The 16,152-nt window shown below is 70.6% G+C and carries 15 protein-coding genes and 1 tRNA gene; 12 read left to right on the forward strand and 4 right to left on the reverse strand.

Annotated features, from left to right (window positions below; genetic code table 11):
- Window positions 1-38: 38 nt before the first annotated feature.
- On the reverse strand, window positions 39-1,280 hold the full coding sequence (locus ACI1MP_RS24375; protein ID WP_380341022.1) for a PTS transporter subunit EIIC: 1,242 nt from the start codon (window positions 1,278-1,280) through the stop codon (window positions 39-41).
- 217 nt (window positions 1,281-1,497) lie between these two features.
- Window positions 1,498-2,790, reverse strand: coding sequence for a PTS transporter subunit EIIC (locus tag ACI1MP_RS24380; RefSeq protein ID WP_404869469.1), 1,293 nt, complete (start codon window positions 2,788-2,790; stop codon window positions 1,498-1,500).
- A 364-nt stretch (window positions 2,791-3,154) separates the two neighbouring features.
- On the opposite strand from ACI1MP_RS24380, the gene ACI1MP_RS24385 reads away from it, so the two are divergent.
- The 4 genes from ACI1MP_RS24385 to rdgB all read left to right on the forward strand — a co-directional run bounded on the left by ACI1MP_RS24385 (window position 3,155) and on the right by rdgB (window position 5,398).
- Window positions 3,155-3,388: a glucose PTS transporter subunit EIIB gene (locus ACI1MP_RS24385; RefSeq protein WP_014135942.1), complete on the forward strand. Its 234-nt coding sequence runs from the start codon at window positions 3,155-3,157 to the stop codon at window positions 3,386-3,388.
- Between the two features lie 125 nt (window positions 3,389-3,513).
- Window positions 3,514-4,239, forward strand: coding sequence for a ribonuclease PH (gene rph, locus ACI1MP_RS24390; protein WP_404869470.1), 726 nt, complete (start codon window positions 3,514-3,516; stop codon window positions 4,237-4,239).
- A 98-nt stretch (window positions 4,240-4,337) separates the two neighbouring features.
- Complete coding sequence (locus ACI1MP_RS24395) at window positions 4,338-4,766, forward strand: hypothetical protein (protein ID WP_100588622.1); 429 nt, start codon at window positions 4,338-4,340, stop codon at window positions 4,764-4,766.
- A gap of 26 nt (window positions 4,767-4,792) precedes the next feature.
- A complete protein-coding gene (rdgB, locus tag ACI1MP_RS24400; RefSeq protein WP_100588623.1) occupies window positions 4,793-5,398 on the forward strand; it encodes an RdgB/HAM1 family non-canonical purine NTP pyrophosphatase in 606 nt (201 codons plus the stop codon).
- A gap of 72 nt (window positions 5,399-5,470) precedes the next feature.
- Here rdgB and ACI1MP_RS24405 read toward each other — a convergent pair.
- Window positions 5,471-5,554, reverse strand: a tRNA-Leu gene (locus ACI1MP_RS24405).
- Between the two features lie 204 nt (window positions 5,555-5,758).
- On the opposite strand from ACI1MP_RS24405, the gene ACI1MP_RS24410 reads away from it, so the two are divergent.
- Both ACI1MP_RS24410 and ACI1MP_RS24415 read left to right on the forward strand, forming a co-directional pair.
- Window positions 5,759-8,053, forward strand: a complete 2,295-nt coding sequence (locus ACI1MP_RS24410) for a glycosyl hydrolase family 18 protein (protein WP_404869471.1) — start codon at window positions 5,759-5,761, stop codon at window positions 8,051-8,053.
- A 290-nt stretch (window positions 8,054-8,343) separates the two neighbouring features.
- A complete protein-coding gene (locus ACI1MP_RS24415; RefSeq protein ID WP_404870826.1) occupies window positions 8,344-10,707 on the forward strand; it encodes a chitinase C-terminal domain-containing protein in 2,364 nt (787 codons plus the stop codon).
- 72 nt (window positions 10,708-10,779) lie between these two features.
- On the opposite strand, the gene bcp is transcribed toward ACI1MP_RS24415, so the two are convergent.
- Window positions 10,780-11,253 carry a thioredoxin-dependent thiol peroxidase gene (gene bcp, locus ACI1MP_RS24420; RefSeq protein WP_043914138.1) on the reverse strand — a complete coding sequence of 158 codons (474 nt, stop codon included), beginning with the start codon at window positions 11,251-11,253 and terminating at the stop codon, window positions 10,780-10,782.
- Window positions 11,254-11,406: 153 nt separating this feature from the next.
- Here bcp and ACI1MP_RS24425 point away from each other — a divergent pair, with 153 nt between their 5' ends.
- From ACI1MP_RS24425 to ACI1MP_RS24450, 6 genes are all read left to right on the forward strand, one after another.
- Window positions 11,407-11,748, forward strand: coding sequence for a DUF3618 domain-containing protein (locus tag ACI1MP_RS24425; protein ID WP_043914136.1), 342 nt, complete (start codon window positions 11,407-11,409; stop codon window positions 11,746-11,748).
- 139 nt (window positions 11,749-11,887) lie between these two features.
- On the forward strand, window positions 11,888-12,190 hold the full coding sequence (locus ACI1MP_RS24430) for a co-chaperone GroES (RefSeq protein WP_100588626.1): 303 nt from the start codon (window positions 11,888-11,890) through the stop codon (window positions 12,188-12,190).
- 42 nt (window positions 12,191-12,232) lie between these two features.
- A complete protein-coding gene (locus tag ACI1MP_RS24435; RefSeq protein ID WP_404869472.1) occupies window positions 12,233-13,036 on the forward strand; it encodes an ABC transporter permease in 804 nt (267 codons plus the stop codon).
- Window positions 13,037-13,097: 61 nt separating this feature from the next.
- A complete protein-coding gene (locus ACI1MP_RS24440; protein ID WP_404870827.1) occupies window positions 13,098-13,862 on the forward strand; it encodes an ABC transporter permease in 765 nt (254 codons plus the stop codon).
- A gap of 15 nt (window positions 13,863-13,877) precedes the next feature.
- Entirely contained in the window at window positions 13,878-14,846 is a 969-nt protein-coding gene (locus ACI1MP_RS24445) for an ATP-binding cassette domain-containing protein (RefSeq protein WP_404869473.1), read from the forward strand.
- A gap of 60 nt (window positions 14,847-14,906) precedes the next feature.
- On the forward strand, window positions 14,907-16,109 hold the full coding sequence (locus ACI1MP_RS24450) for a glycosyltransferase family A protein (RefSeq protein ID WP_100588629.1): 1,203 nt from the start codon (window positions 14,907-14,909) through the stop codon (window positions 16,107-16,109).
- The last annotated feature ends 43 nt before the right edge of the window (window positions 16,110-16,152 follow it).

Below are 16,152 nucleotides of genomic sequence, written 5' to 3' on the forward strand. Positions count from 1 at the left end.
CTCCGGGTGCGACCGGCCGGCGGGGCGCCTCCTGGAGGTCACTCCTCGAAGTCTTCTTCCTCGCGGCCGGGGGTCTTCAGGTCGAAGCGGAGGATGACGAAGCGGAAGGCCGTGTAGTAGACCACCGCGATCACCAGTCCTATCGGGATGATCAGCCAAGGTCTGGTGGCGTAGCCCCAGTTGAGGACGTAGTCGATGACGCCGGCGGAGAAGGTGAAGCCGTGGTGGACGCCGAGGGCCCAGGTGACGGCCATGGAGAGGCCGGTGAGGAGGGCGTGGGCGGCGTAGAGGGCGGGGGCGATGAAGACGAACGCGAACTCGATGGGCTCGGTGATGCCGGTGACGAAGGAGGTGAGGGCGAGCGAGACCATCATGCCGAGGACGGCGCGGCGGCGGTCGGGGCGGGCGCAGTGGGCGATGGCGAGGGCGGCGGCGGGCAGGCCGAACATCATGACGGGGAAGAAGCCGGACATGAACTGGCCCGCGCTGGGGTCGAGTTGGAAGAAGCGGGTCTGGTCGCCGTGGACGGTGTGGCCGTCGGCGGTGTAGCTGCCGGCCTGCTGCCAGAAGAAGGTGTTGGCGATCTGGTGCAGGCCGAACGGCAGCAGGGCCCGGTTGACCAGGCCGAAGACGCCGGAGCCGAGCGCGCCGAGGCCGATCACCCAGTTGCTGAAGTCGTCGACGAGGGCGCCGATCGGTCCCCAGCACAGGCCGAAGAAGACGCCGAGTCCGGTGCCGACGAAGGCCATCACGATGGGGACCAGGCGGCGGCCGTTGAAGAAGCCGAGCCAGTCGACCAGCCGGGTGCGGTGCAGGCGCTGCCACAGGAGGGCGGAGAGCAGGCCGACGACCACTCCGCCGAGGACTCCGGGGTCCTGGTAGGTGGCCGCGACGTCCTTGCCGGGCAGCACCTGGTAGTCGGTCTTGGGGAAGGCGGTGAGCACCTGGTGGTAGGTCAGGAAGCCGACCAGGGCCGCGAGTGCGGTGGAGCCGTCGGACTTCTTGGCGCAGCCGATGGCGATGCCGACGCAGAACAGCAGCGGCATCCAGTCGAACACGGCGTGGCCGGACGCGGCGAAGACCTCGGCGACCTTGGTCCAGCCGAGGCCCTTGGGGCCGAAGACGTCGTCCTGGCCGAGGCGCAGCAGGATGCCGGCGGCGGGGAGGACGGCGATCGGGAGCTGGAGGCTGCGGCCGATCTTCTGCAGGGCGGGGAAGGCCCGGGTGCGCAGGCCCCGTCCCGCCGGTGCCGCCTGCGAGTTCGGTGCGGTCGTGCTCATAGCGGGCGGTTCCTCACGGCAGCGCGATCCTGGTCTAGACCACTGGTGGCCCGGTCCCGTTTCTAGCACGCGCCGAACAGGCTCCGGAACCCTCCGAAGGTCGCCTCCGGCAGGCGGAGCGGAAACCCCGGATCGGCCGACGCCCCGTCAGGCATCGGACAACACCGCGCCCCCGGACGGGAATTGTCTCCCACCGGGGGCGTTCGGGGCGAATTCGTCAGGCCTTGGTGGGGTCCTCGATCTCGCCCTCGTCCTCGCGTCCTGGTGTCTTCAGGTCGAATTTGACGATCACGAATCTGAAGACCGCGTAGTAGACCGCCGCGAAGCACAGGCCGATCGGGATGATCAGCCAAGGTTTGGTGGCCAGGTTCCAGTTGATCACGTAGTCGATCAGGCCGGCCGAGAAACTGAAGCCGTCGTGGACGCCGAGTCCCCAGGTGACGGCCATCGAGGCGCCGGTGAGCAGGGCGTGGATGCCGTACAGCAGCGGGGCCACGTAGGCGAAGGAGTACTCGATGGGCTCGGTGACGCCGGTGACGAAGGAGGTCAGCGCGACCGAGGTCATCAGGCCGTAGATCTCCTTGCGGCGGTGCGGCTTGGCGGAGGCGGCGATGGCCATCGCGGCGGCGGGGAGCGCGAACATCATGATCGGGAAGAAGCCGGAGAGGAACTGGCCGGCCGTCGGGTCGCCGGCCAGGAAGCGGCCGATGTCGCCGGTGGCGGTCTTTCCGGTGTGCGGGTTGGTGAAGGTGCCGAACTGGAACCAGACGAAGGTGTTCAGCAGCTGGTGCATGCCGACCAGCAGCAGGGCGCGGTTGGCGACGCCGAAGATGCCGGAGCCGCCGGCGCCCAGGTCGGACAGCCATTTGGAGAAGTCGGCCAGCCCGGTGCCGATCGGCTGCCAGATCCACACCATCAGCGAGCCGAACAGCAGGCCGACCAGGGCGGTGATCATCGGGACCAGGCGGCGGCCGTTGAAGAAGCCCAGCCAGTCGACCAGCCTGACCCGGTGGTAGCGCACCCACAGCCAGGCCGAGAACAGGCCCATCAGGATGCCGCCGAGCACGCCGGGGTTCTGGAAGTCCACCTTCACGGCCGTCTTGGCCTCGAAGTCGATGCAGACCGTCTGCTCCAGCACCGAGGGGGCCGGGCAGGCCTTCGGGAAGGCCCGCAGGACGGCGTAGTAGACCAGGAAGCCCGCCACCGCGGCGAGCGCGGTGGAGCCGTCCGCCTTCTTGGCCATGCCGATCGCCACGCCGATGCAGAACAGCAGCGGCAGGCCGAGGGCCGGGTCGAGGAGCGCGCCGCCGGCGGCGGCGATGGCGGTGGCGACCCGGTCCCAGCCGAGGCCGTCCTTGCCGAAGATGTCGTCCTGGCCGAACCGGGTGAGGATGCCGGCGGCAGGCAGCACGGCGACCGGCAGTTGGAGGCTGCGGCCCATCTTCTGCAGGCCGCCGTAGAAGGTGTGCCACCAGGTGCTCTGGTTGGCCGTGGTGCCCGTTGAACTCATTCGTCGGCCTCCGTGCTTCCGTCCGGTCCCGGTCCGTCCGCGGGTGGGCCAGGAACACCGGTGGACCGTCCGGCGTTGTCGGAGTACACCTACAATTGGTGTAGACCAGTTCTGGGCCAGGGGCGGTCCGCCGGGTTCGAGTACCCGGTGATCGTCATCCTCGGGCGGCCCCGGAGCGGACCGCGCGCGGAGCTGGTCCGAACGTGGACCAACATGGCATATCGTCCGGAATCGGGTGATGCTGGTCGCGCCGTCGGAAGGCGCGGCAGACTGATCCCGATTCACTTCCGGCCGGTACCACCGCACACGCAGGACGGCACCCGGCGACCGACCGCCGACGCGCCGAGACAGAGGGAGAAAGACCATGGCCAGCAAGGCTGAGAAGATCGTCGCCGGTCTCGGCGGTATCGAGAACATCGACGAGGTCGAGGGGTGCATCACCCGGCTGCGCACCGAGGTCCACGACGCCTCCAAGGTCGACGAGGCGGCCCTCAAGGCGGCCGGCGCCCACGGTGTGGTGAAGATGGGCACGGCCATCCAGGTCGTGATCGGTACCGACGCCGACCCGATCGCCGCCGAGATCGAAGACATGATGTGAGACGGGCCCCCGCCGGCCCCGACGGCCCGCCCCCGGCAAGCTGCCGGCGGCGGGCCGTCGCACGTCCGGGGGCGGGTCCGGGGACGGGGGCGGGACGGCGACCCGGACGGGATACGCTCGTTCGCATGTCACGCATCGACGGCCGCACCCCCGACCAGCTCCGCCCCATCACCATCGAACGGGGCTGGAGCAAGCACGCCGAAGGATCCGTCCTGGTCTCCTACGGCGACACCAAGGTGCTGTGCACCGCCAGCGTCACCGAGGGCGTCCCGCGCTGGCGCAAGGGCAGCGGCGAGGGCTGGGTCACCGCCGAGTACGCCATGCTGCCGCGCGCCACCAACACCCGCGGCGACCGCGAGTCGGTGCGCGGCAAGATCGGCGGTCGCACCCACGAGATCAGCCGGCTGATCGGCCGCTCGCTGCGCGCCGTGGTCGACCACCGGGCGCTCGCCGAGAACACCATCGTGCTGGACTGCGACGTGCTCCAGGCCGACGGCGGCACCCGCACCGCGGCGATCACCGGCGCGTACGTGGCGCTGGTCGACGCGGTCTCCTGGGCCCGCGAGAAGAAGCTGCTGCGCGCCAAGGGCCAGCCGATCACCGGCGGGGTCAGCGCGGTCAGCGTCGGCATCATCGACGGCGTCCCGATGCTCGACCTCCGCTACGAGGAGGACGTGCGGGCGGAGACCGACATGAACATCGTCTGCACCTCCGACGGCCGCTTCGTCGAGGTCCAGGGCACCGCCGAGGGCGCGCCGTTCGACCGCGACCTGCTCAACCAGCTGCTCGACCTGGGCAGCCTGGGCTGCGCCGAGCTGGACGGGATCCAGCGCAAGGCCCTGGAGCTGTAACCCGTCCCGGGAACCGCGGTGGGCTGAACGGCCGTCAGAAGCGAAGGACCGGCCCGCGTGTGCTGTACAGGCACGCGGGCAGACCCTTAACGTTCGCTGTGAGCCCGCACACCCTCCTGGAGGACTCGCCGATGCAGCAGCCGCTCAGCATCAACCGCACCACCGCGCTCGCCGTCGCCGCGATGGTGCTGATCCTGCCGCTGAGCGCGGTCAGCTGCTCCGCCGCGGAGAAGGCGGTGAGCTGCGCCAACACCGCGGTCCAGCTCTCCACCGACGTGGCGCAGCTCGGCAGCGCCTACAACAACGCCGACAAGGACCCGGTCGCCGCCGGCAAGGCCGTGCAGAAGATCAAGGGCGACCTGGACAAGATCGGCCGCAACTCCAGCGACGCCGACCTGGCCAAGGCCGTCGGCGACCTGCAGACCCAGGTCGACAAGGTGCAGAAGGCCGTCGACAACAACGAGACGCCCGACCTCGGGCCGCTCGGGGACGCCGCCGGGCGGGTCAGCAAGGTGTGCACGGGCTGAGCGCTGCGGGTGGTTAGGCTTGCGGCATGACCAAGCGACTCGTTCTCGCCACCCGTAACCAGCACAAGGTCGCCGAGCTGCGCGACATCCTCGGCGCGGCCGGACTGGACGTCGAACTGGTCGGCGCGGACGCCTTCCCCGAGGTGCCGGACGTTCCGGAGACCGGCGTGACCTTCGCCGAGAACGCCCTGCTGAAGGCGCACGCGCTGGCGCGCGCCACCGGGCTGCCGGCCGTCGCCGACGACTCCGGGCTGTGCGTGGACGTGCTCGGCGGGGCGCCCGGCATCTTCTCCGCCCGCTGGGCCGGCCGGCACGGCGACGACAAGGCCAACCTGGACCTGCTGCTCGCCCAGCTCGGCGACATCGCGGCCGAGCACCGCGCCGCGTCCTTCGCCTGCGCCGCCGCGCTCGCGCTGCCCGACGGCACCGAGCGGGTGGTGGAGGGCCGGCTGCACGGCACGCTGCGCACCGAGCCGGCCGGCAGCGGCGGCTTCGGCTACGACCCGATCCTGCAGCCGCTGGGCGAGAGCCGGACCTGCGCCGAGCTGAGCGCCGAGGAGAAGAACGCGATCAGCCACCGCGGCCAGGCGTTCCGCTCGCTCGCCCCGGTGGTCGCCGAACTGCTCGGCTGAGGCAGCGGGAACAACGCGCGCGAGGCCCGTCCGGAATGCTCCGGGCGGGCCTCGCGCGCATCTGAACTCCGGTGCGGCCTGAGGGACTCGAACCCTCACGAGATTGCTCTCACGGGCACCTAAAACCCGGGCGTCTGCCAATTCCGCCAAGACCGCAGGCAGTGACTTCCCCGTCATGCTACTTGTCCGTCACCTCGGCGTGCACCACCCTTTCGGGCGGCGTTCGGGCCGCGCCGGGGCCGGCTGAGAATTGGTACAGACCTATTGACCAGTGTGGTCCAGACCACGTACGTTCGCGCCGCGTCATTCCTCCCCCACGGCGTCCGGTCCCCCTGCCGGGCGCGAACATTGGAGCGACCCATGCCCGAACGCGCACCCGTCGGCCGCCCCGGCCGACGTCCGTCGAGGACCGGCACCGCGCTGGCGACCGCGACCGCACTGGTGGTCGGAGCCGCCGGACTGGTCACCGTGATCGGCGGTGCCTCCTCGGCCGCCACCGTCAACCTGCTGGCCAACGGGGACTTCGAGACCGGTGCAACGACCGGCTGGAGCTGCTCCGGCGGCCTCGGCTCGACCACCTTCACCGCCCCGCACGGCGGCGGCTACGCGCTGCAGGCGGCGGCCTCCGCGTCCGACACCGCGCAGTGCTCGCAGACCGTCGCGGTCAGCCCGGGCACCACGTACAGCCTGAGCGGCTGGCTGAAGGGCAACTACGCCTACCTGGGCGTCACCGGCACCGGGACCACCGACACCAACTCCTGGGGCTCCAGCACGGATTGGGTGAACCGCAGCACCACCTTCACCACCGGGGCGTCGACCACCTCGGTGACGGTCTACACCCACGGCTGGTACGGCCAGGGCACGTACTACGCGGACGATCTGACCCTCACCGGCCCCGGCGGCCAGGGCACTGCCGGCCCGTCGGCGAGCACGGGTCCGTCCGGCTCGGCGTCGGCCTCGGCGTCGGCCAGTGCGTCCGCCTCGCCGAGCAACAGCGCCTCGCCGTCGGCCGGTTCCTCCGCGACCGGGTCGCCGGGCGGGGACGGGGTGGTGACCACGCCGACCGGGCTGACGGCGAGCGTGGCGAACACCGCGGTGACGCTGAAGTGGAACGCCTCCACCGACAACGCGCAGAACGGCAACAGCGCGGTGTACCGGATCTTCTCCGGCGGCGTGCAGACCGCGACCTCGATGGGCACCTCGGTGACGGTCTCCTCGCTGCTGCCGAACACCGCCTACACCTTCACCGTGCAGGGCTACGACAAGGACGGCCACAGCAGCGGGTACTCGGCGCCGGTCACCGTCACCACCGGGGCGGCCGCCACCGGGCCGCTGAAGTCGGCGTACTTCGCGCAGTGGGGGATCTACGGCAACAAGTACTACCCGTCCACCATGGCGGCCACCGGCGCGGCGAGCGGGCTGAACACCATGACGTACGCGTTCGCCAACATCAACCCGTCCACGCTGAGCTGCTTCGAGACCATCAAGGCCGCGGACACCAACGACAACAACCCGAGCGCCGGCGACGGCGCGGGCGACGCGTTCGCGGACTACCAGAAGGGCTACACCTCGGACATCTCGGTGGACGGCACCACCGACGCCTGGACCCAGCCGCTGAAGGGCAACTTCAACCAGCTGCGGGAGCTGAAGGCGAAGTACCCGAACCTCAAGATCACCATGTCGTTGGGCGGTTGGACCTACTCGAAGTACTTCTCGGACGCGGCGGCCACCGACGCCTCCCGCAAGAAGCTGGTCTCCTCCTGCATCGACATGTTCATCAAGGGCAACCTGCCCTCGATCCAGGGCGACATCACCGGCGGCGCCGCCGCCGCGATGGGCATCTTCGACGGCATCGACATCGACTGGGAGTACCCGGCCTCCGCGGGCGGCCACACCGGCAACCACTACGCGGCGGCCGACACCGCCGACTTCACCGCCCTGCTGGCCGAGTTCCGCAACCAGCTGGACGCCTACGGGCAGACCGTCGGCAAGAAGTACCTGCTCACCGCCGCGCTGCCGAGCGGCCAGGACAAGATCGCGCTGCTGCAGACCGACCAGATCGGGAAGTACCTGGACTACGGCAACGTGATGTCCTACGACATGCACGGCGCCTGGGACGCCACCGGTCCGACCAACCTCCAGGACCCGCTGTACGACAGCCCGAACGACCCGAGCAACGTGGTCGCCCCGGGCACCCAGAAGTACACCGTGGACAACGCGGTCAACGCCTACCTGACCGGCGCCCCCGAGTACGGCATCAAGGGCGGGTTCCCGGCGAAGAAGCTGGCGCTGGGCGTGCCGTTCTACTTCCGCGGCTGGACCGGCGTGCAGGCCGGCTCCACCTACGGCCTGTACCGGGCCGCGACCGGCCCGGCGGGCGCCCAGAGCACCAGCCAGACCGCCAGCGTGGCGTTCTGGAAGGAGCTGGCGGCGGCGGGGAAGACCACCGGCTCCACCGTGCACTGGGACCCGACCACCCAGAGCTCGTGGATCTACGACGGCGCCAACCTGTGGACGGGCGACACCCCGCAGGCCATCGCGGCGCGCGGCGCGTACGCCGCCGGCAAGGGCCTGGGCGGCATCTTCGCCTACTCGTTGGAGGGCGACGACCCGTCCGGAACGCTGGTCAACGCGATGACCGGAAGCATGAAGTAGCGTCAACTCTCCCTGGGGAAGGCCGGATCGTCCGAGTGCGGACGGTTCGGCCTTTCTTGCCAAGTTGGTACAGACCTGTTGACGCGGGTGGTCCAGACCTTTTAAGTTCGGCGGAACTTCCCCCACATGTGCATGCCCTCCCACAGGCGTGCACGCGACACTCTCTCCCGGAGGACCGAGTGTTGATTCGACACACCACGGCGCAGCGCCCCACCGCTGCCGGCCGTCACAAGACCGGCCGCAAGGTGGCGTTCGCCGCCACCGCGGCGGCGGGGCTGGCGGGCCTGCTCATGGGCACGCTCGGCGTCGCGCCGTCCGCAGCCGCCGTCGACAACCAGGCGTGCCGCCCCGACGGCATGTACACCACGCCCGGCGTCGACGTCCCCTACTGCAACGTCTACGACACCAACGGCCGCGAGCAGATGGGCGCCGACCACCAGCGCCGCGTCATCGGCTACTTCACCAGCTGGCGCACCGGCAAGGACGGCACGCCCGCCTACCTGGTGAACAACATCCCCTGGGACAAGGTCACCCACCTCAACTACGCGTTCGCGCACGTCGCCAGTGACAACACCCTCTCGGTGGGCACCGACGGCCCGAACAACGCCTCCACCGGGATGACCTTCCCGGGCGTGGCCGGCGCGGAGATGGACCCGTCGCTCCCGTACAAGGGCCACTTCAACCTGCTGACGAAGTACAAGAAGCAGTACCCGAACGTCAAGACCATGGTCTCGGTGGGCGGTTGGGCCGAGACCGGCGGCTACTTCGACGACTCGGGCAAGCGGGTCAACTCCGGCGGCTTCTACTCGATGACCGTCAACGCGGACGGGTCGGTCAACCAGGCCGGCATCAACACCTTCGCGGACTCCGCCGTCAACTTCGTCAAGAAGTACGGCTTCAACGGCGTCGACCTCGACTACGAGTACCCGACCTCGATGAAGGACGCGGGCAACCCGCTCGACTACTCGATCTCCAACGCCAAGCGCGCGTCCCTGATGAAGGGCTACGCGGCGCTGATGAAGACCATGCGCGAGAAGCTCGACCGGGCCTCCGCCGCCGACGGCAAGTACTACCTGCTGTCGGTCGCCGCCCCGTCCTCGGGCTACCTGCTGCGCGGCATGGAGACCTTCCAGGTCACCCAGTACCTGGACTACGTCAACATCATGTCGTACGACCTGCACGGCGCGTGGAACAAGTACGTCGGCCCGAACGCCGCGCTGTACGACGACGGCAAGGACGCCGAGCTGGCGGCCGCCAACGTGTACGGCACCTCGCAGTACGGCGGGATCGGCTACCTGAACGGCGACTGGGCCGTCCACTACTTCCGCGGCGCGATGCCGGCCGGCCGGATCAACCTCGGCGTGCCGTACTACACCCGCGGCTTCCAGAACGTCCAGGGCGGCACCAACGGCCTGTGGGGCACCGCCTCCACCACCAACTGTCCGGCCGGCTCCGGCCTGACCACCTGTGGTGACGGCGCCGTCGGCATCGACAACATCTGGCACGACCTGGACGACAACGGCAAGGAGTCGCCGGCCGGCTCCAACCCGATGTGGCACGCCAAGAACCTGGAGAACGGCGTCGTGCCGGACTACCTCTCCAAGTACGGCGTCAGCGACACCTCGCTCAAGGGCAGCTACTCCCGCAACTACAGCGCGGCCCTGGCCTCGCCGTGGCTGTGGAACGCCGACAAGAAGGTCTTCCTCTCCACCGAGGACGACCAGTCCATCGGCGCCAAGGCCGACTACGTGGTCAACCAGGGCGTCGGCGGCGCGATGATCTGGGAGCTCGCCGGCGACTACAAGTGGGACGCCACCGCCAACGGCGGCAAGGGCGAGTACGTCCAGGGCAACACCATGACGTCGCTGCTGTACGACAAGTTCAAGTCGGCCTCGGCGTACGGCGCGACCCGCTCCACCATCGCGCTGCCGCAGCAGACCCTGCCGATCGACGTGTCGTTCACCAACTTCGCGCTGGGCGACAACAACTACCCGATCAACCCGAAGATCCACATCGTCAACAACTCGACCGTCACCCTGCCGGGCGGCACCGAGTTCCAGTTCGACTACTCGAACTCCGCGCCCAGCAACGCCGCCGACCAGTCCGGCTTCGGCTCCAAGGTCATCCGGGCCGACCACACCGGCAACAACATCGGCGGCCTGAAGGGCACCTACAACCGCGTCTCGCTGAAGCTGCCGACCTGGCAGTCGCTGGCGCCCGGCGCCTCGGTGGACGTCGCCTTCGTCTACTACCTGCCGGTCTCCACCCCCGCCAACTGGACCGTCAACGTCGGCGGCACCCTGTACGGCATCGCCGGCGACTACACCCGCGGCACCACCGCCAGCACCGGCTCGCCGTCGCCGAGCAGCTCGGCCTCCGCGTCCGCTTCGGCGTCCGCCTCGGCCTCGCCCTCGCAGTCGGCCTCGCCGTCCGCGTCGGCCTCCGCCAGCGCCTCGGCCTCGCAGTCGGCCTCGCCGTCGGCGTCCGCCGGCACCTGCTCGGGTGCGCCGAGCTGGAACGCCGGGACCGCCTACGCCACCGTCACCAAGGTGTCGTGGAAGGGCCACTACTACCAGAACAAGTGGTGGACCACGGGCGAGGACCCGTCGCTGAGCGGCGCCTGGGGCGTCTGGACGGACCTCGGGACCTGCTGATCCCGGGCCCATGAACGGCGGTGGCGGTCGACCTGGTCGGGGGGTCGGCCGCCACCGCTGCCGTGCGGTCGGCTACTGGCCGACCTTCAGGTCCTTCAGCAGCTTCGCGACATGGCCGGTGGCCCGGACGTTGTACAGCGCCCGCTCCACCTTGCCCTGCTCGTCCACGATCACCGTGGAGCGGATCACGCCCTGGTAGGTGCGGCCGTAGTTCATCTTCTCGCCGTACGCGCCGTACGCCTCCAGCACCCGGTGCTCGGGGTCGGACAGCAGCGTCACCTTCAGGTCCTCCTTCTCGCGGAACTTCCCGAGCTTCTCCGGCTTGTCCGGCGAAATGCCGATCACGTCGTAGCCCGCGCCCGCGAAGACCTCCAGGTTGTCCGTGAAGTCGCAGGCCTGCTTGGTGCAGCCCGGGGTCAGCGCCGCCGGGTAGAAGTAGACGATCACCTTGCGGCCCAGGTGGTCGGCCAGCGACACCTGGTTGCCGTCGGCGTCGGACAGGGTGAAGGCGGGGGCGGTGTCGCCCGCCTGCAGGCGCTCGCTCACGATGGTGCTTCTCTCCTCTGAGCCAGGACGGGGATCTCGTGCTGCCAGCCAACCTACCTCCGTTGGTGGGTGGCGCTGCGCGAGCGCGACGGCGAACTGACAGACTGTCGGTGCAGAGACGTACCTAGCGGTAACAGAGAAGGGGTGGCCCCAGTGGCAGCGAGCAGCAAGGACACGTCGGCACCGCGCACGACGGCCCAGATCGAGGCGGACATCGCCGGGACCAGGGACAGGCTCGCCGCGACCCTCGACGAGCTCGCCATGCGCGTGCACCCGGCCACCGTCGCCGCCCAGACCAAGGCCAAGCTGCGCGCGGCGGTCGAGCAGAAGGCCGGCAAGGCGTACGTCGCCGCGAGCGGCGCCGTCGAGCAGGTCACGTCGAAGTTCGTCGACGAGGACGGGCGGCCCCGGCCCGAGCGGATCGTGCCGGTCGCGCTGGTCGGCATCGGCGTGGTGCTGCTCGTCGCGTCCGCGAAGCGGCGACGCAAGGGCTGAGACGGCTCCCGCGGACGGCGGGGTCCCGGGTTTCGGTGCCCGGGACCCCGCCGTTTTCGCGGTCCGGTACGGTCGGAGCGTGAGTGAGAACGACGCGCAGAGCAGACACGACCGGCTCGGGGAGAAGCTTCCGATTCGGATGCTGCACGACCGGGTCCTCGTCAGGACCGAGACCGGCGAGGGCGAACGCCGCTCCACCGGCGGCATCCTGATCCCCGCCACCGCCGAACTGTCCCGCCGCTGCACCTGGGCCGAGGCGGTGGCCGTCGGCCAGAGCGTCCGCTCGGTGGAGCCCGGCGACCGGGTGCTCTACGACCCGGAGGACAAACTGGAGGTGGAGGTCCGCGGCGCGACGTACATCCTGCTCCGGGAACGCGACCTGCACGCGGTGGCGGCGGGCCGCTTCGGGGACCTGGAGGGGTCGACGGGGCTGTACCTGTAAGAGGAGCGAGCGCAGGCGGGCGCGAACAAGGAGACGGTCGAAATGTTCGGGGTCTACTCAGCCGTCGCCCGCGGCGCGTTCCGGCGGTACTCGACGTACCGGGCCGCGACGGTGGCCGGGGTGGTCACCAACAGTGTGTTCGGGGGGATCCTGGCGTCGACGATGCTCGCGTTGTGGCAGGCGAGGCCGGGGCTCGGGGGGTACGACGCGCGGCAGGCGGTGACGTACGTCTGGATCAGTCAGGCGTTGTTGGTGACGGTCGCGGTGTGGGGCGGCGGGTTCCAGGACGACGTGCAGGCGCGGTTCCGGAGCGGGGACATCGCGATCGACCTGTACCGGCCGGTGGACTTCCAGGGGTGGTGGCTGGCGACGGACCTGGGGCGGGCGGGGTTCCAGCTGCTGACCAGGGGCGCGGTGCCGCTGGCACTGGGGGCGCTGGTGTTCGAACTGGCGTTGCCGTCCGAGCCGTTGGTGTGGGCGGAGTTCCTGCTGGCGGTGGTGCTGGCGGTGGTGGTGAGTTTCGGGGTGCGGTTCCTGGTCTCGCTGGCGGGCTTCTGGCTGCACGACTCGGAGGGGGTGCGGGCGGCGGTGATGGTGCTGTCGATGTTCTTCTCCGGGATGCTGCTGCCGCTGGCCCTGTTCCCGGGCGTTCTCGGGGAGTTGGCCCGGGTGCTGCCGTTCTCGGCGATGGTGCAGCTGCCTGCCGACGTGCTGCTGCAACGGCGCACCGGGTACAGCCTGTTGACCCTGTACGGGTTCCAACTGGCGTGGGCGGCGGCTCTGTTGATGCTGGGTCGGGTGGCGCAGGCGCTCGCGGTGCGCAAGGTGGTGGTGCAGGGTGGTTGAGGCCGAGTCGCTCGCCGCCCGGGCGGGCTGGGCGGTGCGGTCGTGGTGGCTGATCGCCGCGATGTGGGGCCGGTCGATGCTGACGTACCGGACGTCGTTCCTGCTGGGCCTGGCCGCGAACGTGCTGATCACGTTCCTGGACTTCGCGGTGCTGATCCTGATGTTCCGGCACACCCGGCAGCTGGCCGGGTGGACGCTCGCCGAGACCGGGTTCCTGTACGGGACGAGCTCGGTGGCGCTGGGCGCGGCCAACCTGCTGGTCGGTTCGGTGGGCGGGCTGGGCGAGCGGGTGCGCTCCGGGACGCTGGACACCATGCTGATCCGGCCCGCCCCCGCGCTGGCCCAACTCGCCGCGGAGCGCTTCTCGTTGCGCAGACTGGGTCGGCTGGTGCAGGGGTTCGCGGTGCTCGGCTGGTCGCTCACCGCGCTGGACGTGCGGTGGACCTGGGACCGGGTGCTGATGGTGCCCGGTCTGCTGCTGTGCGGGACGGTGATCTTCTGCGCGGTCTTCGTCGGCTGCTCCTGCGTGCAGTTCTGGTGGGGCGACGCCGCCGAGCTGCAGAACTCCGTCACCTACGGCGGCTCCACCCTGCTCCAGTACCCGCCGACGGTGTTCGCCAAGGAGGTCGTCGCGGGCACCGTGTTCGGGGTGCCGCTGGCGTTCGTCAACTGGCTGCCCGCGCTGCACATCCTGGACCGGCCCGACCCGCTCGGGCTGCCCGTCGCGTTCCGGTTCGCGTCGCCGGTCGCGGCCGCGCTGTGCGTGCTGGCCGCGGGACTGGCCTGGCGGGCCGGGCTGCGCGCGTACCGCTCCACCGGAAGCTGAGAGAGGGAGGGGACCGTGGCGGTGATCGAGGTGGAGGACGTCCGGCGGACGTTCACCGTCCGTACCAGGAACGGCCGCTGGCGGCGCGAGAAGCGCGAGGTGCGGGCCGTGGACGGGCTGACCTTCCAGGTCGAGGAGGGGGAGTGCGTCGGCTACATCGGGCCGAACGGGGCGGGCAAGTCGACGACGGTGAAGATGCTCACCGGCATCCTGGTGCCCAGCGGCGGGCGGCTGCGGGTCGCCGGGGTCGACCCCGCGGCCAGGCGGGCCGCGCTGGCCCGGCGGATCGGCGTGGTGTTCGGCCAGCGCACCACCCTGTGGTGGGACCTGCCGCTGCGCGACAGCTACGAACTGGCCCGGCGGATCTACCGGATCCCCGACGCCCGCTACCGGACCAACCTCGACCGGTGCGTCGAACTGCTCGACCTGGGCGCGCTGTTGGACACCCCGGTGCGACAGCTCTCGCTCGGCCAGCGGATGCGCGGCGACCTCGCCGCCGCGCTGCTGCACGACCCGAGCGTGCTGTACCTGGACGAGCCGACCATCGGGCTCGACGTGATCAGCAAGACCAAGGTCCGCGAGTTCCTCCGCGAGACCAACCGGGAGCAGCGCACCACCGTGCTGCTCACCACCCACGACCTCACCGACATCGAGCAGCTGTGCGGCCGGGTGATGGTGATCGACCACGGCCGGCTGGTGCTGGACGGCCCGCTGGAGGAACTGCACGCGGCCGGTGGGAGCGAACGCACCCTGGTGGTCGACCTGGCCGGCCCGCACCCGCCGATCGAGCTGCCCGGGGTGCGCACCGTCAAGGTGGAGGGTCCGCGGCAGTGGCTGGCGTTCCCGGCCCGGCAGAGCGCCGCGCCGCTGGTCGCCGCCGTCGCCGAGCGCTACCCGCTGGTCGACCTGTCGGTGCGCGAACCCGCCATCGAGGACGTGATCGCCCGGATCTACGCCGGCGCCGCGGGCGAACCGGTGGCCTGACCCGCTCACTCGATCGGGTGGGGGAGGTGACCGAACGGTCGGTACGGGAGTTGGTATCTCGTGACCGAGCACGAACCGGACGTCAGTGTGGTGATCGCCGTCCACGACACCATGCCCTACCTCACCGACTGCCTGACCTCGCTGGTCGAACAGACCATCGGCGAGGCCCGGATGGAAGTGGTCGCCGTCGACGACGGGTCGAGCGACGGCAGCACCGAGGAGCTCGCCCGGTTCGCCGCCGCCCACCCCGGGCTGCTGCGCACCGTGCGGCAGCCCGCGTCCGGCGGGCCCGCCAAGCCCACCAACCGCGGCACCGACCTGGCCCGCGGCCGCTACCTGATGTACCTCGGGGCCGACGACTGGCTCGGCCCCGAGGCGCTGGAGCGGATGGTCGACACCGCCGACCGCTGGCAGTCCGACGTGCTGATCCCCAAGCTCGTCGGCGAGAACGGCCGGGTCGTTCCGCAGGGCATCTTCGAGCGCACCGTCGAACAGGTCGGCTTCACCGACTCCGCGCTCGCCTGGGCGCTCGCCGACACCAAGATGTTCCGCCGCTCCCTGGTGCTCAGCCACGGCCTGCGCCGCCGCGAGGACCTGCCGGTCTGCTCCGACCAGCCGTTCACCCTCGGCGCGCTGCTGAACGCCCGGAAGGTGTCCGTGCTCGCCGACTACGACTACTACCACCTGGTGCTGCGGCAGGACCGCTCCAACGTCACCCACCGGGCCGGGCCGATCGACCGGCTGCGCGCCATGGACGCCGTCCAGGAGGTGCTGGAGCGGGGCACCCGGCCCGGGCCGGTCCGCGACGCCGTCCGGGAGCGCTACTTCAGCTGGGACGTCCCGCAGTTGCTGCAGGAGCAGTTCCTCGCCGAGCCGCCCGCCATGCAGCGGCGCATCCTCGGCGAGATCGGCCGGCTGCTCGACCGGCACTGCTCGCCCGGCGTGTTCGGCGCCGTGCCGGTGCCCGCCCGGCTGCGCCTCGCACTCGCCCGGCGCGGCGAACTCGCCACCCTGTGCGAGCTGATCGACTGGGAGCGGCAGCACGGCCCCGCCCCCGTCGAACGCCGCGGCGGCCGGCTGTACGCCCGCTACCCGATGTACCGCGACCGGCGGCTCGGCCTGCCCGACACGCTGTTCGACACCGGCCGCGCCCCCGGCCCCACCGGCTGGCGGCGGCTGGTCCCCGCCCCGGTGCGCCGCGTCCTGCGCCGCACTCGGCGGGTGCTGCGCGGCCGCCCCGGAACGCTGCGGGCCGCCCGGTGACGCAGCGGCACGACCCTTTGCCGAAGAGGAGGGCGACCGAGTG

This window comes from Kitasatospora griseola, assembly GCF_044999035.1.
Classification (GTDB): Bacteria; Actinomycetota; Actinomycetes; order Streptomycetales; family Streptomycetaceae; genus Kitasatospora; species Kitasatospora griseola.

Bases quoted from the DNA above. Each gene is read 5' to 3' on its own strand.
- ACI1MP_RS24375 (WP_380341022.1), bottom strand. From the start codon at position 1,280: ATGAGCACGACCGCACCGAACTCGCAGGCGGCACCGGCGGGACGGGGC.
- ACI1MP_RS24380 (WP_404869469.1), bottom strand. From the start codon at position 2,790: ATGAGTTCAACGGGCACCACGGCCAACCAGAGCACCTGGTGGCACACC.
- ACI1MP_RS24385 (WP_014135942.1), top strand. From the start codon at position 3,155: ATGGCCAGCAAGGCTGAGAAGATCGTCGCCGGTCTCGGCGGTATCGAG.
- rph (WP_404869470.1), top strand. From the start codon at position 3,514: ATGTCACGCATCGACGGCCGCACCCCCGACCAGCTCCGCCCCATCACC.
- rdgB (WP_100588623.1), top strand. From the start codon at position 4,793: ATGACCAAGCGACTCGTTCTCGCCACCCGTAACCAGCACAAGGTCGCC.
- ACI1MP_RS24410 (WP_404869471.1), top strand. From the start codon at position 5,759: ATGCCCGAACGCGCACCCGTCGGCCGCCCCGGCCGACGTCCGTCGAGG.
- ACI1MP_RS24415 (WP_404870826.1), top strand. From the start codon at position 8,344: ATGGGCACGCTCGGCGTCGCGCCGTCCGCAGCCGCCGTCGACAACCAG.
- ACI1MP_RS24430 (WP_100588626.1), top strand. From the start codon at position 11,888: ATGCTGCACGACCGGGTCCTCGTCAGGACCGAGACCGGCGAGGGCGAA.
- ACI1MP_RS24435 (WP_404869472.1), top strand. From the start codon at position 12,233: ATGTTCGGGGTCTACTCAGCCGTCGCCCGCGGCGCGTTCCGGCGGTAC.
- ACI1MP_RS24440 (WP_404870827.1), top strand. From the start codon at position 13,098: ATGTGGGGCCGGTCGATGCTGACGTACCGGACGTCGTTCCTGCTGGGC.